Raw genomic sequence first — 20,205 nt, forward strand, 5'->3', positions numbered from 1 at the left:
TCTATGCTCCTCTGGCGTTACTGCGACCCAGTTTTCCGGCGATCAACACCGGCAGACGCAAAACGAAGCTGACCATCAGGCGAAAGTGCATCCAGCTCAGCAGCAGGTTGTCGCGCCGGTAGTTGAAATGCGACACACCTCCCTCGTGGGCCTGCAGGTACTTTACCGGCGCGGGCAGGTTGATGGGCGGCACGCCGCGCCAGCACAGCCGCACCGCAGCCTCGGGGTCGAAATCAAAGCGCCGCATCCAGCGCTGGCCCTGCATCACCGCGCGCAGCGGCTCCACCGGATAGACCCGAAAGCCGTACAGCGAATCACCAATGCCAGCCCACAGGGTTTCCAGATTGGCCCACCAGTTGGAGATCTTGCGGCCCTTGACGCGCAGCGCTGGCGCGCTGGCATCAAACACCGGTACGCCCAGCACCATCGCCGCCGGCGTCGCTTGCGAACATTGCATGAAGCTGGGGATCAGATGCGCCGGGTGCTGGCCGTCGGAGTCCATGCACAGCGCATGCGTGAAGCCCTGCTGCGCGGCTTGGTCTAACCCGTACAGCACCGCCGCGCCCTTGCCCTGGTTGTGTGGCAGCGCCATCACCCGCAGGCCATTGTCTTGCGCGGCCATGCCTTGCAACACCGCAGTGGTGCCATCAGTGCTGCCATCGACAACGACCCAGACCGGATTCCATTGGGCGCGGGCCTGGGCCACCGTCTCATAGACTTTGGCGCCAGAGTTATAGCTGGGAATCAGCACCAAGTGGCTGGTGGAAGGTAGTGGCGTGGACATGGCTTATTGGCTGCTGGAGAGCGGCTTGATTTCACTCTGGAAATAGGCCTGCAGCGTGTGCGTCAAGGCCTTGGGGTTGGTCGGTGGATCAAAACGCTGGCCCAGCCGAATCCGGAAATGCATCGGCATTTCGGGGCGTTTGAGCCAGGGCCAATTTTTGCCCAAAAAATAGCTGTCTTGCTCGATGATGATGGTTTGAATTGCAATCCCGGAGCGGTAGGACACATAGGCCGCGCCGATCTGGAGTTCGCCCAGCGGCATCGGTTCGCTGCGCGTACCCTCAGGAAACAGCAGTAGTTGGCTGCCGCACCGCAACTCACCGACCGCCAGATTGACGGACTCAAGAAACTGGTCGTTGCGAATGTAGCCAGCCAAGCGAGCACCGGCGCCCCACAGCGGATTGCGCATCAGCGAGGCCTTGAAGATGCAGGTCACATTCGGTAGCCGCGACAAGACCATCAACGCGTCCAGCAAGCCCGGGTGGTTGACCGCAAGGATCAGCGGTCCGGTGCCGCGCAGCGTGTCCAAAGCAGTGATATCAAAGCGGCCCAGGCCGATGACCCGCAACAGCCAGAGATAGGCGCGAAAACCCAACGTCGCCATCCAGCGGCCCAGCCACATACCGCGCCGCTTGGGGAGCACCAGGCCCAGCGGAAACGCCAGCGCGGTCCACAGCAAACAGCCTACGCCCAGCACCAGCAGCCCAAAACGCAAGCGGATGGCACACGACAGGTGATAAAGGGTTTGCATCACAGGCTTCATGCAGCGGCCTTGAACGCCAACACGGCATTGCTGCCACCAAACGCAAACGAGTTGCTCAGCGCCGCCCGCAGCGGCACTCCGCGCAGCGCGGCGCCGGTCACATGGCGCACCCCGGTGCAATCGTCGGCTACCTGGTTCAGATGGGCCGTCGGCGGAATCGCTTGCCGGGCAAGCGCCAGCACGGTGATCACCGCCTCCATCGCGCCGACTGCGCCCAGCGAATGGCCGTGCATGGACTTGGTGCCACTGACCGGCAAGTGCTCTGCGTATTCGCCAAACACCTGCTTCAACGCGCTGATCTCAATCGCATCGCCTTCCGGCGTGGCGGTGCCGTGGGCATTCACATAGCCCACCTCTGCTGACGTCAGTTCGGCCTCGCGCAGCGCCGCAGTCATTGCACGGGCCTGGCCCTGCGCATCGGGTCGCACCAGATGCGTGTGGTCGCAGCTCTGGCCAAAACCGGCCAACTCACAGTAGATGCGAGCGCCACGTTGTTCTGCATGCACCCAGTCTTCCAGCACCAGTGCGGCCGCACCTTCTGCCAGCACTAGGCCGCTGCGGCCTTGCTGAAACGGCTGACAAGCGCGGTACGCAGTCTGTTCGTCGGCGCTGGCCACTACGCGCAGCGCTTCCCAGGCGCGCATGATGGTGAACGCCAGCGGCGCCTCGGAGCCGCCGGCCACGATCAGCGAAGACTCACCGCACTGGATCCGGCGGTACGCCTCGCCAATTGAAATGGTGGAAGAGGCGCAGGCCACTGAATAGGTCGTGCAGGCGCCGCCCAGCTTCAGCGCCATTGCGATATGAGAGGCGGCGGCATTGTTCATGGCCATGGGCACCGACAGCGGCGAGACCCTTTTCTTGCCGCGCAGCAAGATGTCGCCATAGCCCTTTTCGTAGGTCAACATGCCGCCTACACCGGTACCCCAGGAAACGCCATAGTCGTCAGAGCCGCCGCCGTCACGGGCCAGATTCGCATCGTCCCAGGCCGACAACGCCGCCGCAACACCGAGCTGGCTGTAGCGGTCCGCCACATGGCTGATGGCCCGGCCCATGCTTTTTTCAGGATCGAATTGCGCGCAGACCACGGCTGGCTGCACCAGCAGAGACGGAGAAGTGGGGTGTTGGTAGAGCCTGACTGCTGATTCGCCCGACAGGATGCGAGTGAAGAAGTCCTCGGTATCGCCGCCAAAAGGGCTCACCATTCCGATGCCGGTGACAGCGACTCTTCGACCAGGCACCTTGCTCATGAATTACTGCGGACTCAATCTATGGGAGCGTTGAATTCTAATCCACGCGAATGCGCCAAGGCCCCGCCGCCAGGCCTTGCCAACACTGGGTTCCGATACAATCCGGCTCCACTGTCACACTGGCAAAAAGCATGTTAATCGATCAAATCAAAAAGTATTTAGTGGAGACTGCCGGCACCGATCCGCAGAAATTTGAAAACCCGGATTTGAAGGTTTCCGATCTCGATCTGGACTCGCTGGGTTTGGTCGAAATGCTGTTTGAAGTCGAAGACAAATACGGTTTCCAGATTCCGGACCCTATGATTTTCCTGCCCATGTCCTTTGCCGAAATGGTGGCTTCCATCGAAGCCATGGTGCAAGAACAGACGCAAACCCCATCCCCGGCGCCCACGAACTAAGCCGCTCCCTGTGAATACGGTTGTTGTCACTGGCTCCGGGATCATTTGTCCACTGGGGGCCGACAAGGCCAGCAGCTTTGCGGCCGCCCTGCAGGCACGCAGCGGAATAGGCGCCCGCCCCGCAGATATCGCCGCCTGGCTGCCGCAGATTGTGGTGGCCCAATCCGCCATAGAGCCGCAAACACTGCTGGGTCCGGCTGACCAGGGGCTGGACCGTGCGACCCAATTTGCCATCGTGGCCGCCGCACAAGCCGTGGCCGAGGCCGATTTCAGCGCCGAGGGCAGCGACTCCCGTCGCATCGGTGTGTTCGTCGGCATCGGCTTTGGCGGCGCCCAAACCACCGACAGCCTGTACACGCGTTTTTACAAGACGCTGTCCGACCCCAGCCTGAAGCACAAAGATCCGACTGTGATGCACCCGCTGACCGTGCCGCGCATCATGGCCAATGCGGCCGCTGCAGCGATCACCATGCGCTATGGACTGCACGGCCCCAGCAACACCTACGCAGTGGCCTGCGCCTCATCGGCCATTGCCATCGGCGAGGCGTACCGCGCGATACGCCATGGCTACCTGGACGCGGCCCTGGTGGTCGGCGCCGAGGCCATGCTCAACCCCGGCGTGATGATGGGCTGGAACGCATTGCGCGTGATGGCCAAGCCGGATGCCAACGACCCAAGCCGCAGTTGCCGCCCGTTTTCCAGTGATCGCAATGGCTTTGTGATTGGCGAAGGGGCCGCGGCCCTGGTGCTGGAAAGCGCCGCCCGCAGCCATCAGCGCGGCGCGAAGGTGCTGGCCGAGTTGGCGGGCTACGGCTGCAGCAGCGACGCCCAGCATCTGACTGCGCCCAGTGCCAGCGGCCAGGCCTATGCGATGCAGCAGGCGCTGCACGAGGCCGGTCTGGCACCCGAGCAAATCCAATACATCAATGCCCACGGCACCGCGACCGATGCCGGAGACGTGACAGAAACCCAGTCCATCCACATGGCTTTTGGCAGCGCCGCAAAGCAGGTCGCCGTCAGCTCTACCAAGTCCATACATGGGCATCTGATTGGCGCGGCCGGGGCACTCGAACTGGCGCTGAGCATAGAGGCGATGAACAGCGGCTCTTTGCCGCCGACGGCGCACTTGGAGAAACCCGATCCGCGTTGCGATCTGGACTACATACCGCTACAGGCGCGCCACGGCTGCGATGTTGAGGCCGTGATGTCGAATTCATTTGCGTTTGGCGGCAGCAATGTGTCCTTGATTGCACGCCGACCTAGAGCGTCGATTTAGCGCCCGATGACGCAAGCCGTTCCCGAATTTCCATTCACGCTGGATCGCCATGCGATAGAGCAACTGTTGCCGCACCGGGGCGCCATCTTTGTCTGCCAGCAATTGATTGCAACCGGCCCGCGTGCTTACACGGCCACCGCCCGCTGGCCGCTCGACAACGCCATCATCCAGGGCCATTTCCCGGGTAACCCCATCGTGCCCGGTGTGATGCTGATAGAAGCCATGACCCAGTTGGCCGGCGCCGGGTTGCTCAGCGCCGATGAATACACGCGGTCGCTACCCGGCGATCGCATCGGGGTGCTGGCGTCGGTGCGCCGCTGTATGTTCAAGCAGCCGGTGCTGCCAGAGCAAGACGTCACGTTCGAAATCACATGCCGACAGATCGGTGCCGACGCGGTCCAGGTCAGCGCCCGCGCACTGGTGCGCGGCCAGGAAGTCGCCCAGTTGGAAACCTTAATGGCGTATGTCACTAAAACGCAGTTGTCAGACGCGATGGGGCTGTCCGCCTAAGCCCATACCGAACGCGCTCTTCGCAGAAGCCGCTGAGAAATATGAATGAAATAGGGCGCTAGTGCCCACCAAACAGGCGTGACAAGCTCCTATTTTGATAGCGCCTCATGCTTTCATTCAAGGCTGCTTGGTGCGCAAGGTCATCTTGTCGTCAGCCATCAAGATGTCAAACTTGCCCAGAAAGCTCTGCCCCAGCAAGGCTTCATCGGGTTCGCCGCCCACCAGCCCCACACCCACGCGCACGCTAGACACGCGAATGGGCCCGAGCGTCACAGGCACATCCTTCACGATACGCCCCTGCATCGCTCCATTCGCGGTTTGAAAGGTCGTCGACACGCCCGAATCCAGCGCCGCCGCGCGCGCAAACGCTTCGCTGACCGTCACCGTGGATGCACCCGTGTCCACCATGAACATCACCGGCTTGCCAGCCACCGTGCCCTCAGCGTAATAGTGCCCGTCGCGTGCGCGCGGAATCACCAGATCACCCGTTGCAGTGATCGTCACCGGCTTGGGCTTGAGCACTTGGGTTGCGATCAGGTACAGCAGGCCAATGATGGCCAGCCAGAAGAGGAAGGTGGCAAGGGAGCCCCATTGGGAGCCACGTGTGACAGGCGCAGCATTTTCGTCAGATTGGTCCATCCCTATTCATCCTTCAAGATTTTTATTAGATTCAAGTCTATTCTGGGTTTGAATGATTTTGGCCTCTGGCGCCCGCAGAATGTGCGTAAGCAGCTATAAAATTCATAGTATGCCCAGTACCACTACCGCCCCCCTGACGACCCACGACACCACCCGCATTGACGACACGCGCATTGGCGCGGTGCGTCCGCTGATCACGCCCGCTCTCCTGGAAGAGAAGCTGCCGGTACCGGATGCGGCGCAGGAGCTGGTGGAGGCCAGCCGCGCGGCGATCTCCAAAGTCTTGCATGGCAAGGATGACCGGCTGGTGGTGGTGGTTGGGCCTTGCTCTATCCACGACCATGACCAGGCGATGGAATACGCGCGCGCATTGAAGGCGCAAGCCGATGCGCTGAAGGACGACCTGCTGGTGGTGATGCGCGTGTACTTCGAGAAGCCGCGCACCACCGTGGGCTGGAAGGGCTATATCAACGACCCGCATCTGGACGGCAGTTTTGCGATCAATGAAGGTCTCACGATGGCGCGCCGTTTGTTGCTGGACGTGCTGGAGCTTGGTTTGCCGGTGGGCACCGAGTTTCTGGACTTGCTGAGTCCACAGTTCATCAGCGATCTGGTGAGCTGGGGCGCGATTGGCGCGCGCACGACCGAGAGCCAGAGCCACCGTCAATTGGCTAGTGGTCTGTCGTGCCCGGTGGGTTTCAAGAACGGGACAGACGGCGGCATCAAGGTCGCTACCGATGCGATTCAGGCGGCGCAAGCAGCGCATGCTTTTATGGGCATGACCAAGATGGGCCAGGCGGCGATTTTCGAGACGCGCGGCAATGACGATTGCCACGTGATCCTGCGCGGTGGTAAACAGCCGAACTATTCGGCAGCCGACGTGGATGCAGCCTGCGCGCTATTGAAGGCGGCGGGCTTGCTCGAACAGGTGATGGTGGATGTGAGCCATGCCAACAGCAGCAAACAGCATGCACGGCAGATCGTTGTTGCAGCCGATGTGGCGCAACAAATTGCCGGTGGCGACAAGCGGATCACCGGCATCATGATTGAAAGTCATCTGGAAGAGGGGCGGCAGGATATCGTGGCGGGCACACCGTTGAAACACGGTGTGTCGGTAACCGACGCCTGCATCAGCATGGCGCAGACCGCGCCCGTGCTGGAAGAGCTCGCCGCGGCTGTGCGCCAGCGGCGAAGCAAGACCTAAATCAGCGCGGAGTACGCGGAGTCATCGGGCCACGTCCTTCGATGTGGCGGAAGTTGATGCGTCCTTTGGACAGGTCGTAAGGCGACAGCTCCAGCGACACGCGGTCACCCGCCAAGATGCGGATGTGGTTTTTGCGCATCTTGCCAGCGGAGTAGGCGATCAACTGGTGGCCGTTGTCCAGCGTCACGCGAAAACGCGTGTCGGGCAGCACTTCGTTGACGACACCCATCATCTCGATCAGGTCTTCTTTTGCCATGGTGATTTCCTTTAATGCGTAAGCGGTTGGCGTGGGCAGGTAGCGGTACGGACCCAGTCAATGCCTTGGGTCATAGCGTAGCGCGCGGCTGCGTCAAATGAGGGAAAGTCTTTGATAAATTGCATCACGCGGTCGGTCGAGGCGCTTCCGCGGCCGCTCGCGATTGAAACCTGGGCTGCATAGCGGCCACCAGCCAACAGGCGGGGGCAGGCAGCGATTCGATACTTACCTATAGTGACCGGAGTCGTGACGGATGTCTTCGAAATAATTTTGTTGTTCTGATTCATTAAAAATACAAGGGCACGCACCACGGCAGGGGTTTGTGCTCAAAAGGGAGAAAAACCGCATGCCGTGAGAGGGCTCGCGCGGGTCGCTACTAAGAGCTGGATTGGCCACCCCTCTGCCGGGATGGTGTGTTTTCGCATGGGAGCGTGGACACGGCCAATCGCCAAAGCGACCCGTCTAATGTAGCACGCTTCTGGTTTTCGCGTGAAAATCACTGAATATGAAGCTTTGTATCCTCGAAAACGACGACCTCGACCCAGCGGCGGGAGCCGTCTATGGCCGCTACGGCACCATGTTTGAGCGCCTGTTCCAAGACGCTGGTGCCGACTGGGAATTCGACATTTTTCACACTCCGAAATATGAATACCCAGCCTCTTTTGACGCCTATGGCGCGGTTTTGCTGACCGGCAGCAAGGCGGATTCGTTTTCCGACGAGCCCTGGATTGTGGAATTGCGGGCCCGGGTGACTACCCTGTTGGAACAAAAAAAGAAGCTTCTGGGCATCTGCTTTGGCCACCAGTTGATCGCCTTGTGCCTGGGCGCCAAGGTGGGCAGGGCGCCGCAGGGCTGGGGCGTAGGGCGCATGTCGTACGACTGGCACGCCGCCGATTTGCCGTTGGCGCCGGAGGACAGCAAACTGGCTTTGTTAGTGAGCCATCAGGATCAGGTGCTGGAACTACCTCAAAACGCGGTCTTGCTGGCCAGCAACGCGCACTGTGCTGTCGCGGGCTATTCAATAGGCGAAGAGGTGTTCTGCGTGCAGGGCCACCCGGAGTTTGTTGAGGACTACAGCGCCTTTCTGATGCACAAGCGCCGCGAGCGCTTGGGCGATGCGCTGTACACGCAGGGCGTAGACAGCTTGCAGCATGGCCACGACGGGCTGGATGTTGCGCGGATGATGGTGGTCTTCGTCGAAGGCCGCTGAGCTAATTTCCACTATGTGTCTGATCGCCTGGAACTGGCAGCCCACCAGTGATACGCCTTTGCTGCTCTTGGGCAACCGCGACGAGTTTTATGCGCGGCCGACCCGTGGGCTGCACTGGTGGGACGATGGAATCGTCCTTGCCGGACAGGATTTGCAGGCCGGCGGCACCTGGCTGGGCGTGAGCCGCAGCGGGCGGCTAGCTGCGTTGACCAATGTGCGCGCGCCCGGTGCCATACGCGAGGGCACACCGTCGCGTGGTGAGTTGGTGGCGGCGTTTCTACACGACAACTTGAATTCAATGGATTTTTTGCAGGCACTGGCACCGCGTGCACAGCATTACAACCCGTTCAATCTGCTTGTGTTTGATGGCGATGCCTTGATGGGCATGCACAGTCGCGACGCGCAACCCATTGCCTTGCAGCCCGGTATGGGCGGGGTGTCCAACGCATCGTTTGATACACCGTGGCCCAAACTGGTGCAACTCAAAGCGCGGCTGTCACAGCAACTTCACCGAAACGTCACGAACGACGAGGCACTGTTGGCGCTGTTGCACGACAAGGCCCTGGTGCCGGACGCAGATTTGCCGCGCACCGGCGTGCCGCTGGATCTGGAGCGTGGCCTCTCAGCCGCGTTCATTGCGATGCCGGGTTATGGCACGCGCGCCAGCAGCCTCATTCGCATTCAACAGGGCAGCATTTCCTTCACAGAACAAGGTTTTAGCGAAGCTGGCATGGTGGATGCTTCACATCAACGTTTCACGTTGTAACAGTGCGCAAACGGGCTTGAACCCGGCGCACACTCCCCCAACTATCTTTTCTGTAGACCTCCGGCGTGCCCCATGCACGCTTCTTGCACGCTCCTCCTTATGGCCACGGCCCCCGTTTTTCTCATTTCCCTGTTTTTCCATGCGCTGGTGGGTTGGCGCGTGGCGCCTGATCTCGCGCTGACCTCCCCCTGGCTGGGCAATGCCTTCTGGGCGTGGCTCACCGTTTCTGCATTGCTGATGCCAATGGGTGTGCTCGCCAAGCGTTTCGCGCGCCCGCCACTGGCAAACGTGCTGACCTGGCTGGGCCTGCTGTACATGGGGCTGTTCTCCAGCACCTTTGTGCTAATGCTGATCCGTGAAGTGCTTTTATTGGCTGCAGCGCTTGTAGAATGGGCGTGGCCAGCTACCATTTCCATAGCAACTGCGCGCGCGGACAGCGCGTTGGCGTTGCCGGTTCTGGCCCTCTTGGCCACGGTGTGGGGTTTCGCGAACGCACGGCGCACGGCAAAAGTGGTGCGCGTGGATGTGCCGATTGCAGGCCTGCCGGACTCGTTGGTGGGCTTCAGCATGGCACAGATCAGCGACATCCACGTCGGCCCTACGATCAAGACGCGCTACCTGCAACGCATCGTCGACCGCGTCAACTCGTTGGGCGCCGATCTGGTGGCGATTACCGGCGACCTGGTCGATGGCAGCGTCAAGGATTTGGGACACCATGTCGCGCCGCTGGCGAACCTCTCCAGCACCTACGGCACGTTTTTTGTGACCGGCAACCACGAGTACTACTCTGGCGCGCATAGCTGGATAGACAAGCTGCGCTCGCTGGGCATTCAGGTGCTGATGAACGAGCACGTGGTGATTGACCACCGGCTGGATTCGCAGGATGTAGAAGCCGCCAAAGTCGTCGTCGCAGGTGTTGCTGACCACGGCGCCCACCACTTTGATGAAAGCCACCGCAGCGACCCGCACGCGGCGATGGCCAACGCGCCTGAGCAGGCATTCTTCAAACTGCTGCTGGCACACCAGCCGCGCAGTGCAGCCGCGGCGGCCGACGCGGGCTTTGACTTACAGCTCTCAGGCCACACGCACGGCGGCCAGTTCTGGCCCTGGGGTTACTTTGTTCGCTTTCAGCAGCCGTTTACAGCGGGTCTGCATCGCCTGCAAAAACTATGGGTCTATACGAGTCGCGGCACCGGCTATTGGGGCCCGCCCAAGCGCTTTGGCGCGCCGTCCGAAATCACGCACCTGCGACTGATTAGGGCCTAGATTTCTGTCTTGGGAGCGACGAGAGGCAAGCGCAATGTAAAAGCCGTGCCTTGTGCGGCAGATGAATCCACCGTGATCTGCCCGCCCAACACCTGGGTCACCAGCCGGTGGACGATGGCAAGCCCCAAGCCTGAGCCACCCTGACCCAATCGGGTCGTGAAAAAGGGGTCAAAGATGCGCGACAGGTGTTCCGGCGCAATGCCGCTGCCATTGTCTGCACACTCCAGCGACACGCCACCGTCCTTCAGCAACTTGGCGCGGATCGTAACCAGCCCCTCCTCACGGCCGTCAAACGCGTGCAGCACCGCGTTCATCACCAGATTGATGACCACCTGCCCCAGCGGGCCGGGGAAACTCTCCATGCCCATGCCGGGCGCAATGGCGATTTGCACCTTGACGCTGGTGCCCTTCAGGTTGGGGCGCAGCGTGTCCACCACCTCATTCACCACCTCGGCCAGATCGAAATCGCGGCGCCGCTCGGAGGTTTGGTCCACGGCCACCTGCTTGAAGCTGCGCACCAGGTCGGATGCGCGGTGCAACGAGCGCTCTGCCAGCATCGTGCCTTCCAGGCTTTGCTGGATGTAGTGGTCCAGTGTGGAGCGCTTGATATTGCCTTCCTTCAGCACAGCGTCGAAAGCACGGGTGGCATCGCCCAATGCCGACGTCGTAATCAGCGCGTTGCCAATCGGCGTGTTGAGCTCATGCGCCACACCGGCCACCAGTTGGCCCAGCGAGGCCAGTTTTTCTGAATGCACCAGTTCTTCCTGTGCTTTCTGCAGGTTGATCAGCGCCGCGCTGAGTTCGGCGGTACGTTGCTCCACACGTGTCTCCAGCTTTTCGTTCAGCGCTTTGATCTCCATCTCGGTGCGCAGGCGCTCGGTCTGGTTCACCAGAATCGCCAGCACGCAAGACTCGTTGTCGTATTCAATGGTCTCCGCCGAAATAATCATGTGTACCTGGCGGCCGTCGCGCGCGATGCAGACAATCGGGTGGTTCATCGTGCGACCATCGCGCGCCAATTCATCGAGCCACTGGCCTCGCTTCTGCGCTTCTGCCCAAATACCAAGCTCCAGCGAGGTGCGGCCCAGAACGTCTTCTTTGGACCAACCCAGCTCGCGCTCCCAGGCGGGGTTGACGGCCATGTACCGCCCATCTCTTTTGCGTGTCACGGAGATCGGCAGGGGATTGGATTCACTGATCACGTGAAAGTGCTGCTCCGAGCGCTGCAGTGCCTGCTCGCGCGCGGTCAGCGTGGCGACCACCATCTCCAGTTCCTGGTTCAGGTTGTGTGCGGTTTGCAGTGCATCCCAATGGATTTTCAGAATGAAGCGCATCGCCGTCATGCTGGCCAGCATCACAATGGCCAACGGAAACCAGTACCAGATAGGCGATGTTTCCAGCGTGCGGCCAACGATCACACCGTACTGCTCGGCCAGCGCCAAGAGCAGCGATGCGGCTATCGATGCGAAGCCCAGCGCCACGCCCTGGCGCATGCCCATCACCCACCCCCCCAGCAACATCAGCGCCGGATAGGTGAACAACGCGGGATTGCCTATACCGCTGCGCAGCGCCCCCTGCAGCGTGATTACCGCCCAGATGCCCCAGACAAACACGATAACGGCAGCGCGCTGCTTGCCACGCTGTTGCAGCCAGAGTGCGCCGCCACCCACGCCCATCACCAGCACCGGTGCAGTCAGTTGGGCACCGCCTTGGCCCCCAGCCAGCATGATCAGCGCATAGGCCAGCATGATGGCCAGCACCGCTTTGTACAGACTGCCCGCGCGTTGCAATTGAACGCCGTCGGTAGCCAGCAGCAACGGGGGGGTAGCCATTGCGTCAGTATAGGGAAGTTAGACCCCCACGCTCCGCCGTTGCGCGGGTCGCTGCCCCCCGAGGGGGCGAATTTGCCTTGGGGCGGCCCGGCGGCAAATTGCCCCCACGCTCCACGGCTTACGCTGGCCCGCATGGCAAAATTGACGTATGTCTACATTTGAAATTGAAGGCGGCTTGCCGCTACGCGGCACGGTACGTGTATCGGGCAACAAGAACGCCATCCTGCCGATGATTGCGGCGTGCATCTTGACCGACCAGGAAATGGTGCTGGACAACGTGCCCGACATCATCGATGTGCGCCACATGCTGGACGTGATCGTCGCTTTAGGCGGCAAGGTCGAGCGCAGCGGCGAGCGCGTCAGTGTGCATGTGGCCAGCGTCAACACCAGCGAGATCAGCCGCGAGTTGTGCAACAAGGTGCGCACCTCCATCCTGTGCGTGGCCCCACTGCTGCACCGCACCGGCAAGGCCAAGCTCTACCCACCGGGTGGCGACGTGATTGGCCGCCGCCGTCTGGACACGCATTTCTACGGTCTGCAAAAACTGGGCTCCACGATTGCGCTGGACGACAGCTACGACTTCGCCGTGCCGCAAGGTCTCAGCGGCGCCGACCTGTTCTTTGACGAACCGTCGGTCACCGGCACCGAACACATCCTGATGGCCGCCGCCGTCAGCAAGGGCCAAACCATCATCCGCAACGCCGCCTGCGAGCCACATGTGCAGGATCTGGCGAACATGCTCAACGCGATGGGCGCAAAGATCACCGGCATTGGTACCAACCAGCTGAACATCGAAGGCGTTGACGCATTGAACGGCACGACCCACCAGGTCTGCCACGACCACATCGAAGCCGCGTCGTACCTGGCACTGGCCGCTGCCACCGGTGGCGAGATCAAGGTCGAAGGCACGGACTTGCATTCCTACTGGATGTGCCGCCGTGTGTTCGCCACGCTGGGCGTGAAGATCGAGCTGTACAAGGACCACATCTTCCTGAGCGAAAACCAGGAGCGCCGCGTGCTGCGCGACTACGACGGCTCCATGCCGGTGATTGGCGACGGTCCCTGGCCCCAGTTTGCGACCGATCAGATGAGCTGCATGATCACGCTGGCCACGCAAGTCGAAGGCAATGTGCTGTTCTTCGAAAAGATGTTCGAGTCGCGCCTGTACTTTGTCGACCGCCTGATCGGCATGGGCGCCAACGCCGTGGTCTGCGACCCGCACCGCGTCGTCATCAGCGGCAAATCCAAGCTTCGCGGAACGACGCTCAGCTCGCCCGACATCCGCGCCGGCATGGCGCTCTTGGGCGCTGCGCTGTGCGCCAGCGGCAAGAGCACCGTACAAAACGCCAACATGATTGAGCGTGGCTACGAGCGCATCGAAGAAAAGCTCTTGGGCTTGGGCGCACGCATTACCCGCCGTGCCTGAAGCAGCAGGCCCGGCTGATTTTGCGGTCCGTATTGCGGGCATCTTGCAGGAGCTGGGGATTGCAGCGGAGGTGATTGCAAGCCGCGGTTTGCAACTGCAGGTGGAGCCTGCGGAGCTGATTGAAGTCGGCGTCTCTTCGTCTGGCCGTCCATTCCAATTGACTTCTGCTACCTGCGCCGCGTGGCGCACCATGCACGCTGCAGCGGCGCGCGACGGCGTCACCATGGCGCTGGTATCGGCCTACCGCAGCGTAGAACGCCAGCGCGAAATCGTTATCGCCAAACTGGCACGCGGCGACAGCATCAGCGAGATATTGCAGTTTGTCGCGCCGCCCGGCTACAGCGAACACCACACCGGCCGCGCGATTGACATTGGCACGTCGGAAGAAGATTCGCTGGAAGAAGTATTTGAAACTACGCCTGCGTTTGCGTGGTTACGTGTTCACGCTGTCGAGCATGGGTTTGTGATGTCTTACCCAAGGGACAACGCTCAGGGCTTTGTGTATGAGCCTTGGCATTGGTGCTACCAGGGCTAGCAATTTCTGCTTAGCGTGTTGGCCTGCCGGAGTGGAGAATGCCGGGGGCCTCATGGTGTGCCTAAGGCCACACAAATCGGCTCCCGGCACTCCCCACCCCGACGAGAAGAAACGTCACTGGTCTTTGACGGTCGAATCCTACAAAACCGCTGAACAAGAGGGTATGCGCGGGGCCGATTTGTGTGGCCTTAGGCACACCATGAGGCACTGCGCATACCCTCTTGTGCAGCGCAGCCAGCAGGGCTGTTTAGCTCAAAAATTTGTATAAATAATGGCCACAGAGCGCATAAAACGTGCGTAACCAGCTACTCTTTTAATAGCAATTTAGTTCACCTGCGCACAGGCGGCGCAGTCAGCACATCCAGAATCGCCGCAGTTTCACCATCCGGATTGCCGTCGTAATTGCTATTGCGATATTTCATCTGGAACGCAGCAATCACTGTGCGCGTAGGCTCGTCGAGCACACCGGTTTGTGGCACCGCAAAGCCGTGGGTCTCCAGCCGTTTCTGGAACCAAGCCACGTCAGGCAACAACAATTCAAAGCCCGGGCGACGCTCGGCGACCAGTTGCGCATCGGGCCACAACACCAAGCCCGCATCGGCCAGTTGCTTCCAGGGGAACAGTGGGCCAGGGTCTTGCTTGCGTTGTGGCGCAATGTCACTATGGCCCAGAACGCGATCTGGAGAAATGCCATGGCGTTGGGTGATCTGGCGCACTAGCTCGACCACCTTGTCAACCTGGTGCTGCGGGAAGGAGTAGTACACCGGGCCATTCTCGGTTTTCGTAAAACCCAGATTCACAATCTCAATGCCGATGGAGCTGGGGTTCAGGTTGGTGTTGCCCTTCCACGAACTGACGCCCGCATGGTTGGAGCGGCGCGACTCATCGACCAGCAGGTAGATGCGTGAATTGGGTTGGTCGCTCACCAGGTAGTGCGAGCTGACCTCCTGCTGTGTCAGCACACGAATGGAGGTGGGCAAGTCCAGCGCGGTGTAGTGGATGATCAGATAGCGCACGCGGCTGCCCTGGCTGACGGCTGAGTAGGTGGTGTCGAACTGCGTTGCACAACCAGCCAGCAATGCCACCAGCAGCGCCAGCGCCAAACGCGAGAAATTGCGTGGAAGACTCATGTGCGTGCTCCGTTCAGTCTGGGGTTGGCGCGGGCCAGGTAAAACCATTCCTGCCCCACGCCGGCCTTGGCGTTCGGGAACAGGATGTATCCATCAGTCTCGGCGATGACCTGCGTGCCGTCCGCGCGCGTGCCAATCAGGTCACCCTGTTTCAGCACATCAAAGCTCTGCCAGGCGCGGCTGAAGTTGTCATCCACATGCAGGCGGTCAATCACTTCGTAAATGCTCAGCGCCTCGATGTTTTTGGTGGGTGCGGGGGCCGGACGGTCGATCAGCCCCAGATGCGCCAGTGTGTTGATGATCGCGCGGTAAGCCACCTCCGGGCCTTGCGGGTCTTCGTGCTGACCGCACTCCAGCGTCAGCGCATAGCCGCCGGTGGAGCGGAAGTATTCTGTGCTGCCGATGCCATAACGCGGGTCGGCGTCCAGGCTTTGCTGGCGCGTCATCGTGTCGCCCATGCGGGCACGCCGGTTCGCGACGCCACGCGCATAGGTGCTGAGCCAGCCATCGACGAATCTGTCTACGCCCAGGCACAGCGCCATGGCTTCTTCTTCGGCCGCGTGCGTGAAGGGCTCCAGCGAACCCGTGTTGTCTTTGGGGCCAACCATCACAAACGGTTTGCCCACGGCCTGGAAGGAGTGCAGATCCAGCAACACCTCGTGCTGTGCCATCAGCGGGCACAACCAGTTGGCGATGTGGTCTTCAAACTCCTGCGGCGTGTCGGTGGGGCCGAGATTGCGGTTCAGGTTGCGGTCGCCGTTGCGCTGCTTGCGCTCATGGGCCAGCGGGTTGGTGATGGGCACGAAGGTGACGCTGCCTTTGGCAATCGCCAACTGCCCGGCTTCGATCTCCGCAAGCACGCGCTGAATGCCCTTCATGCCGGCCAGTTCGTTGCCGTGCACCGCGCCCAGTACCAGCAAACGCTTGCCGGCTTGGGGTGATGCAAAGTGGACGGATTTGAAGTGGTGGGTGGTTGTCATAGCGAGTTAATCAGCGATACGGAGTCAAGCGGCCTTGCGGCCAAATTCGGGGTCCACATGGACCATGGCAGTTGCCAACAGTGCGGGGCCTGCGGCCAGGCAAATCCAGACAAAGAAATGCGCGTAGCCGAGTTGCGACTGTATCCAGCCGCTAAGCATACCCGGCAGCATCATGCCCAGCGCCATAAAGCCGGTGCAGATCGCGTAATGCGCGGTCTTGTTCGGGCCATCGCAAATCATCATCATGTACAGCAGATAGCCTGCAAAACCAAAGCCGTAGCCGAGTTGTTCCACACCCACCGCAACACCGATCAGCCACAGATTGGTGGGCAATGCGAACGACAGATAAACATAGACCAGATGCGGCACATTCAGCGCCAGCGCCATAGGCCACAACCAACGTTTCAAGCCGCCTTTGGAGATTGCATAGCCACCGAGCAAACCGCCGGCTGTCAGGCACAGCACGCCCACAGTGCCGTAGACGATGCCCACGGATTGCGTGGACAAACCCAAACCGCCACGGTCTGCACCATCGAGCAGAAAGGGCGCGGCGAGTTTCAACAATTGCGCTTCGCCAAAACGGTACAGCAGCAGAAACGCGAGGATGCGACCAATGTCCTTCTTGGTCAGGAACTCCACGAACACCGAGACATAGACTTTCCACGGCTTGTCTTGTGGCACGCGTGTCACGTCTTCGGCAGGCTGCGGCAGCACGAAGCGGTGGTAGACGCCCAACACCACGAACATCGCACAGAGCACCCAGAACACGATGGACCAGGCTTGCGTGATGCTGCCTGTAGATTCTTCAAACACGCCCGCCAGATAGACCAGCCCGCCCTGGCCGGTAATCATCGCGACCCGGTAGAACGCGCTGCGCACACCGACGAACGCAGCCTGTTGTGGCTGGTTCAACGCCATCATGTAGAAGCCATCAGCCGCAATGTCGTGCGTGGCCGAGCTGAAAGCCATCAGCCAGAACACGGCCAGCGTCATTTGAAAGAAATGCGGCGCAGGAATAGTCAACGCCACCAATGCCAACGACGCACCAATCAGCAATTGCAGCGAGACGATCCAGAAGCGCTTGGTGCGGAACATGTCGACCAGCGGCGACCAGAAGGGTTTGATGACCCAAGGCAGATACAGCCAGCTGGTGTACAGCGCGATATCGGTATTGGAGATATCCATTCGCTTGTACATGATCACCGACAGCGTCATCGCGACCACATAGGGAATCGCCTGTCCGAAATACAGCGTGGGAATCCACGACCATGGTGATTGCGACGGCTTGTGGGTCATGGCTGAATGGCGTGGCGGTGTATGGCGTCGAGTATCTTCTCTTCCCAGGCGGTGTAGGCCGAGTAGCGGCCTTTGGCCAGCGCCGGATCGATGCCGCTGCCGCCCACTGCGTAGATCAGACCTATGCGTTTGACCGGGTCGTAGAAGAACATGGATTGCAGGCCGTAGGCCAGACCGATATGGCCAAAGCCAGTCAGGCCGCCTTGCGGAACCAGACGGTCACCCACACCCACGCCGCCGCTGAAATCCGTGTAGCGCTGTGTGCCCAGCCCCCATGCATAGAACTCGTTGCCAAAGTTGTCGCCGTTCAATGGCTTGGCCTGGTACTGCCATTGCATTTGCTGCATTGCTGCCACCGAGGTGGTTTTCAGCAAATACACGCCATCCAGCGCACCGCCGTTCATTAGCATGCGCATGATGCGACTCAGACCTTCCACGCTGGTGCGCAAGCCACCCTGCGCGCCAAAGCCCAGCGCATTGGTTCCGGGCACATAGGTGGCCAACCCCGCGCGCGGCGTCGGCAGCTTGCCCTGGAAGTCATCGGTCTGTGGCACCCACGGTCCATCGCTTTTCCACGCGCCATCTTGGCCCTTGCGGTACAGCACCGCGACGTAGTTGATGTCTTCTTGCGACAAGGTCTCGGCCGTGAATGCGCCGGGAACACCAAGGGGCCTCAGCACCGTGCGCTGCATGTACAGATCAAAGCGCTCGTGGGTGATGGCTTCGATCACCGTGGCGAGCACGCCAAAGTTCAGGTTGACGTAGTGAAAGAACCGGCCTGGCCCGCGGTCTTGCGCTTCGTCGCGCGCGGCCCAGACGCCCTTGCTGAAGCGGCTGCCCTGGGGCTGAAGCAGGCTTTGCAGCGAGGCATCCAGCGGCAGGCTGTAGCCCGCGCCATCGCGCAACGAAGACGTGTGACTCAGCAGCATGCGGGCGGTAATGGCCTTGTCCGGGAAATCGGGATTGCGCACCGCAAAGCCCAGATAGCTACCGATATCAGCATCCAGATCCAGCTTGCCTTCTTCAACCAATCGCATCGCAGCGATAGTGCTGACCTGCTTGGAAATGGAAGCGATGCGGTACAGCGTGCGTGCGTCTGCGAAATCGCCTTTGTCGCCCGCCTGCAAGGGCAGCACGCGGTAGCCAAACTGCCCCTGGTACACCACCTTGCCATCGCGGATCGCCAGCGCAGACAGGCTGGCCAGCGGCAGCTTGGCATCGTTGACGATGGCATTTAGCTCACTGTCCAGCGCGGCTTTGTGCATCGCAGCCAGCGGCTGCGCGCCAACACTCACACAGCACAAGGCCAGCAAGCTAACGCACGCTGAACGCAACGTCATGGGCGGCCTTCGGCGGCAATGATGTCGCCAATCACATCCGCGATCTGCACCGGCACATTGCGGTCATCAATCTCGACCACGATCAAATAGCCATCCATCTTGCCGGTGGACGCCAGCGCCTTAATCAGCGCCATCTGGTCGCTGTGCACCAGACTGCCATCTTCTTTGGACCAGTACTCCATCGCCACCATGCAGCCTGCGGAAGGTGCGTAGGGGAAGAATGTCTCGTTGCGGTAGTAGGCGGGGTTCACGGTATTGCCGTGCAGCCACATTTCGTCACGCCCGGCCAGGCCCGCCAACCAGACTTCGCGCATGGGCGCGTAGCCGCGCCACGAATCAGGGAAGAACGACCAGTAGCGCTCTTCGGTCCACTCGGCCGCGGGCGTTGGCGCTGTCATATGTTCATAGTCGGCCACGGTGGCTTCCTTGGGCACCTTGGACTCCAACGCGGGCACGGGGCCTATCGAGATATCGGTGGCGTTGACGGTGCCAACGATGGTAAACAAGCCCTGCGGCGTGTTGCCATTGGTAATGGTGCCGGGCAGGCGGCTCTTGGCCATCGCCAGTTGCGCGATGTTGAAGTAACTGCCATCGGCGTTGCGCACAAAACGGCCATCGACACCGCGCACCATCGCCATGCCACGGTTCTCGCGGTTCTTGCGCTGGAAGCTGTAGACCACCGGGTAGCCGGGACGCGCCGGCGCTTTCAGCAAATCTGCCAGCGGAGGGCGCGCCGCCAGGTCTTGCGCGGGGTCTATGCGCAGGCGGCGCTCCAGCGCGATCAGGCGCGGTTCGGTATTCCATTGTGGAAAGCTCTTCTCCATAGCGCCGCGCACCTGGGCACGCGATGCGACGCTGTCATCCGCGCGCAGCAGCGTGTAGGCCGCAATCGCAAATTCCTTGGGTGTGCCCAGTTGCAAAAACAGAGGTGGCATGAACGCCGCGGACTCTTTCCAATACAGGGTGTGCGCACCGGTAAGAACCGCACGTTGGTACTCCACAGGTTTTTGCGGCAGATAGGGGAGTGCGGCCAGCAGCCGCTGCCGGGTTCGATCCTTGTCCAGGTTGAACAGGGCCGTGGCATGCAGTGCTTCGGGCAGGCCCTCGTCGTTCGCCGGGTCTACCGGCGTTGCGGGATTGATGGCGAGGACGCCTTTGTCAAAAACGACGCGTTGGCCCGCGGCCGATGCGACTTCGCTTTTGAACTCTTTGGGTTGGAGCGCCAGCACTTCGGATGCAGTGCGTTTACCGGATGGCGTGGTGGGCGGATTGCCATGCAACAGCGCGGCAATCGCAGCTGCAACAAGGAGTACCGATTCCCACATAGCGCAGCCCTCAGGTGTTG

The 20,205-nt window shown here is 61.0% G+C and carries 20 protein-coding genes; 9 read left to right on the plus strand and 11 right to left on the minus strand.

What is annotated here, in order from left to right; genetic code table 11:
• Position 1: 1 nt before the first annotated feature.
• The 3 genes from AC1DV6_RS07405 to AC1DV6_RS07415 are packed head-to-tail and all read right to left on the minus strand — an operon-like array spanning position 2 to position 2,796.
• Positions 2-784, minus strand: coding sequence for a glycosyltransferase family 2 protein (locus tag AC1DV6_RS07405; RefSeq protein WP_477976622.1), 783 nt, complete (start codon positions 782-784; stop codon positions 2-4).
• 3 nt (positions 785-787) lie between these two features.
• Complete coding sequence (locus AC1DV6_RS07410) at positions 788-1,534, minus strand: lysophospholipid acyltransferase family protein (RefSeq protein WP_477976624.1); 747 nt, start codon at positions 1,532-1,534, stop codon at positions 788-790.
• A gap of 8 nt (positions 1,535-1,542) precedes the next feature.
• On the minus strand, positions 1,543-2,796 hold the full coding sequence (locus AC1DV6_RS07415; protein WP_477976626.1) for a beta-ketoacyl-[acyl-carrier-protein] synthase family protein: 1,254 nt from the start codon (positions 2,794-2,796) through the stop codon (positions 1,543-1,545).
• 131 nt (positions 2,797-2,927) lie between these two features.
• Here AC1DV6_RS07415 and AC1DV6_RS07420 point away from each other — a divergent pair, with 131 nt between their 5' ends.
• The 3 genes from AC1DV6_RS07420 to AC1DV6_RS07430 are packed head-to-tail and all read left to right on the plus strand — an operon-like array spanning position 2,928 to position 4,980.
• Positions 2,928-3,194 carry an acyl carrier protein gene (locus tag AC1DV6_RS07420; RefSeq protein WP_477976628.1) on the plus strand — a complete coding sequence of 89 codons (267 nt, stop codon included), beginning with the start codon at positions 2,928-2,930 and terminating at the stop codon, positions 3,192-3,194.
• 10 nt (positions 3,195-3,204) lie between these two features.
• Positions 3,205-4,470 (plus strand): beta-ketoacyl-[acyl-carrier-protein] synthase family protein, encoded by a 1,266-nt coding sequence (locus AC1DV6_RS07425; protein ID WP_477976630.1) that lies wholly within the window; start codon positions 3,205-3,207, stop codon positions 4,468-4,470.
• A 6-nt stretch (positions 4,471-4,476) separates the two neighbouring features.
• Positions 4,477-4,980, plus strand: coding sequence for a 3-hydroxyacyl-ACP dehydratase FabZ family protein (locus AC1DV6_RS07430; protein ID WP_477976632.1), 504 nt, complete (start codon positions 4,477-4,479; stop codon positions 4,978-4,980).
• A 117-nt stretch (positions 4,981-5,097) separates the two neighbouring features.
• On the opposite strand, the gene AC1DV6_RS07435 is transcribed toward AC1DV6_RS07430, so the two are convergent.
• Positions 5,098-5,619 carry a retropepsin-like aspartic protease family protein gene (locus AC1DV6_RS07435; protein ID WP_477976634.1) on the minus strand — a complete coding sequence of 174 codons (522 nt, stop codon included), beginning with the start codon at positions 5,617-5,619 and terminating at the stop codon, positions 5,098-5,100.
• Between the two features lie 109 nt (positions 5,620-5,728).
• On the opposite strand from AC1DV6_RS07435, the gene AC1DV6_RS07440 reads away from it, so the two are divergent.
• Positions 5,729-6,823, plus strand: a complete 1,095-nt coding sequence (locus AC1DV6_RS07440) for a 3-deoxy-7-phosphoheptulonate synthase (RefSeq protein WP_477976636.1) — start codon at positions 5,729-5,731, stop codon at positions 6,821-6,823.
• A gap of 1 nt (position 6,824) precedes the next feature.
• Here the strand turns inward: AC1DV6_RS07440 and infA are convergent, their stop codons facing one another.
• Positions 6,825-7,079 carry a translation initiation factor IF-1 gene (infA, locus tag AC1DV6_RS07445; protein ID WP_477976638.1) on the minus strand — a complete coding sequence of 85 codons (255 nt, stop codon included), beginning with the start codon at positions 7,077-7,079 and terminating at the stop codon, positions 6,825-6,827.
• Positions 7,080-7,584: 505 nt separating this feature from the next.
• On the opposite strand from infA, the gene AC1DV6_RS07450 reads away from it, so the two are divergent.
• The 3 genes from AC1DV6_RS07450 to AC1DV6_RS07460 all read left to right on the plus strand — a co-directional run bounded on the left by AC1DV6_RS07450 (position 7,585) and on the right by AC1DV6_RS07460 (position 10,321).
• Complete coding sequence (locus AC1DV6_RS07450) at positions 7,585-8,289, plus strand: glutamine amidotransferase-related protein (protein ID WP_477976640.1); 705 nt, start codon at positions 7,585-7,587, stop codon at positions 8,287-8,289.
• 13 nt (positions 8,290-8,302) lie between these two features.
• The gene (locus AC1DV6_RS07455; protein WP_477976642.1) at positions 8,303-9,055 is read left to right on the plus strand and encodes an NRDE family protein; all 753 of its coding nucleotides are present in this window, start codon (positions 8,303-8,305) and stop codon (positions 9,053-9,055) included.
• 99 nt (positions 9,056-9,154) lie between these two features.
• A complete protein-coding gene (locus AC1DV6_RS07460) occupies positions 9,155-10,321 on the plus strand; it encodes a metallophosphoesterase (protein WP_477976644.1) in 1,167 nt (388 codons plus the stop codon).
• Here the strand turns inward: AC1DV6_RS07460 and AC1DV6_RS07465 are convergent.
• Positions 10,318-12,153 carry a sensor histidine kinase gene (locus AC1DV6_RS07465; RefSeq protein WP_477976646.1) on the minus strand — a complete coding sequence of 612 codons (1,836 nt, stop codon included), beginning with the start codon at positions 12,151-12,153 and terminating at the stop codon, positions 10,318-10,320. The genes AC1DV6_RS07460 and AC1DV6_RS07465 overlap by 4 nt on opposite strands.
• 148 nt (positions 12,154-12,301) lie before the next feature.
• Between AC1DV6_RS07465 and murA the strand changes: the two genes are divergently transcribed.
• Complete coding sequence (gene murA / locus AC1DV6_RS07470; RefSeq protein ID WP_477976648.1) at positions 12,302-13,579, plus strand: UDP-N-acetylglucosamine 1-carboxyvinyltransferase; 1,278 nt, start codon at positions 12,302-12,304, stop codon at positions 13,577-13,579.
• Positions 13,572-14,114: a M15 family metallopeptidase gene (locus AC1DV6_RS07475; protein ID WP_477976650.1), complete on the plus strand. Its 543-nt coding sequence runs from the start codon at positions 13,572-13,574 to the stop codon at positions 14,112-14,114. The genes murA and AC1DV6_RS07475 overlap by 8 nt, the downstream gene beginning before the upstream one ends.
• 329 nt (positions 14,115-14,443) lie before the next feature.
• On the opposite strand, the gene AC1DV6_RS07480 is transcribed toward AC1DV6_RS07475, so the two are convergent.
• Genes AC1DV6_RS07480 through AC1DV6_RS07500 form a run of 5 tightly spaced genes read right to left on the minus strand, consistent with a single transcriptional unit; the run spans position 14,444 to position 20,185 of the window.
• Positions 14,444-15,244 (minus strand): N-acetylmuramoyl-L-alanine amidase, encoded by an 801-nt coding sequence (locus tag AC1DV6_RS07480; protein ID WP_477976652.1) that lies wholly within the window; start codon positions 15,242-15,244, stop codon positions 14,444-14,446.
• Entirely contained in the window at positions 15,241-16,224 is a 984-nt protein-coding gene (locus AC1DV6_RS07485) for a M14 family metallopeptidase (protein ID WP_477976654.1), read from the minus strand. The genes AC1DV6_RS07480 and AC1DV6_RS07485 overlap by 4 nt, the downstream gene beginning before the upstream one ends.
• 24 nt (positions 16,225-16,248) lie before the next feature.
• Positions 16,249-17,520, minus strand: a complete 1,272-nt coding sequence (locus AC1DV6_RS07490) for an AmpG family muropeptide MFS transporter (RefSeq protein WP_477976655.1) — start codon at positions 17,518-17,520, stop codon at positions 16,249-16,251.
• Positions 17,517-18,860: a serine hydrolase domain-containing protein gene (locus AC1DV6_RS07495; protein ID WP_477976657.1), complete on the minus strand. Its 1,344-nt coding sequence runs from the start codon at positions 18,858-18,860 to the stop codon at positions 17,517-17,519. The genes AC1DV6_RS07490 and AC1DV6_RS07495 overlap by 4 nt, the downstream gene beginning before the upstream one ends.
• Positions 18,857-20,185: a hypothetical protein gene (locus AC1DV6_RS07500; protein ID WP_477976659.1), complete on the minus strand. Its 1,329-nt coding sequence runs from the start codon at positions 20,183-20,185 to the stop codon at positions 18,857-18,859. The genes AC1DV6_RS07495 and AC1DV6_RS07500 overlap by 4 nt, the downstream gene beginning before the upstream one ends.
• Positions 20,186-20,205: the final 20 nt, after the last annotated feature.

This window comes from Rhodoferax sp. P2_H8_2 (assembly GCF_056403235.1).

Excerpts from the sequence above, each read along its gene's own strand:
- AC1DV6_RS07500 (WP_477976659.1), bottom strand. The coding sequence starts at position 20,185 with ATGTGGGAATCGGTACTCCTTGTTGCAGCTGCGATTGCCGCGCTGTTG.
- AC1DV6_RS07420 (WP_477976628.1), top strand. The coding sequence starts at position 2,928 with ATGTTAATCGATCAAATCAAAAAGTATTTAGTGGAGACTGCCGGCACC.
- AC1DV6_RS07495 (WP_477976657.1), bottom strand. The coding sequence starts at position 18,860 with ATGACGTTGCGTTCAGCGTGCGTTAGCTTGCTGGCCTTGTGCTGTGTG.
- AC1DV6_RS07455 (WP_477976642.1), top strand. The coding sequence starts at position 8,303 with ATGTGTCTGATCGCCTGGAACTGGCAGCCCACCAGTGATACGCCTTTG.
- AC1DV6_RS07415 (WP_477976626.1), bottom strand. The coding sequence starts at position 2,796 with ATGAGCAAGGTGCCTGGTCGAAGAGTCGCTGTCACCGGCATCGGAATG.
- infA (WP_477976638.1), bottom strand. The coding sequence starts at position 7,079 with ATGGCAAAAGAAGACCTGATCGAGATGATGGGTGTCGTCAACGAAGTG.
- AC1DV6_RS07460 (WP_477976644.1), top strand. The coding sequence starts at position 9,155 with ATGGCCACGGCCCCCGTTTTTCTCATTTCCCTGTTTTTCCATGCGCTG.
- AC1DV6_RS07405 (WP_477976622.1), bottom strand. The coding sequence starts at position 784 with ATGTCCACGCCACTACCTTCCACCAGCCACTTGGTGCTGATTCCCAGC.
- murA (WP_477976648.1), top strand. The coding sequence starts at position 12,302 with ATGTCTACATTTGAAATTGAAGGCGGCTTGCCGCTACGCGGCACGGTA.
- AC1DV6_RS07485 (WP_477976654.1), bottom strand. The coding sequence starts at position 16,224 with ATGACAACCACCCACCACTTCAAATCCGTCCACTTTGCATCACCCCAA.
- AC1DV6_RS07465 (WP_477976646.1), bottom strand. The coding sequence starts at position 12,153 with ATGGCTACCCCCCCGTTGCTGCTGGCTACCGACGGCGTTCAATTGCAA.
- AC1DV6_RS07435 (WP_477976634.1), bottom strand. The coding sequence starts at position 5,619 with ATGGACCAATCTGACGAAAATGCTGCGCCTGTCACACGTGGCTCCCAA.
- AC1DV6_RS07450 (WP_477976640.1), top strand. The coding sequence starts at position 7,585 with ATGAAGCTTTGTATCCTCGAAAACGACGACCTCGACCCAGCGGCGGGA.
- AC1DV6_RS07440 (WP_477976636.1), top strand. The coding sequence starts at position 5,729 with ATGCCCAGTACCACTACCGCCCCCCTGACGACCCACGACACCACCCGC.
- AC1DV6_RS07490 (WP_477976655.1), bottom strand. The coding sequence starts at position 17,520 with ATGACCCACAAGCCGTCGCAATCACCATGGTCGTGGATTCCCACGCTG.
- AC1DV6_RS07480 (WP_477976652.1), bottom strand. The coding sequence starts at position 15,244 with ATGAGTCTTCCACGCAATTTCTCGCGTTTGGCGCTGGCGCTGCTGGTG.
- AC1DV6_RS07410 (WP_477976624.1), bottom strand. The coding sequence starts at position 1,534 with ATGCAAACCCTTTATCACCTGTCGTGTGCCATCCGCTTGCGTTTTGGG.
- AC1DV6_RS07430 (WP_477976632.1), top strand. The coding sequence starts at position 4,477 with ATGACGCAAGCCGTTCCCGAATTTCCATTCACGCTGGATCGCCATGCG.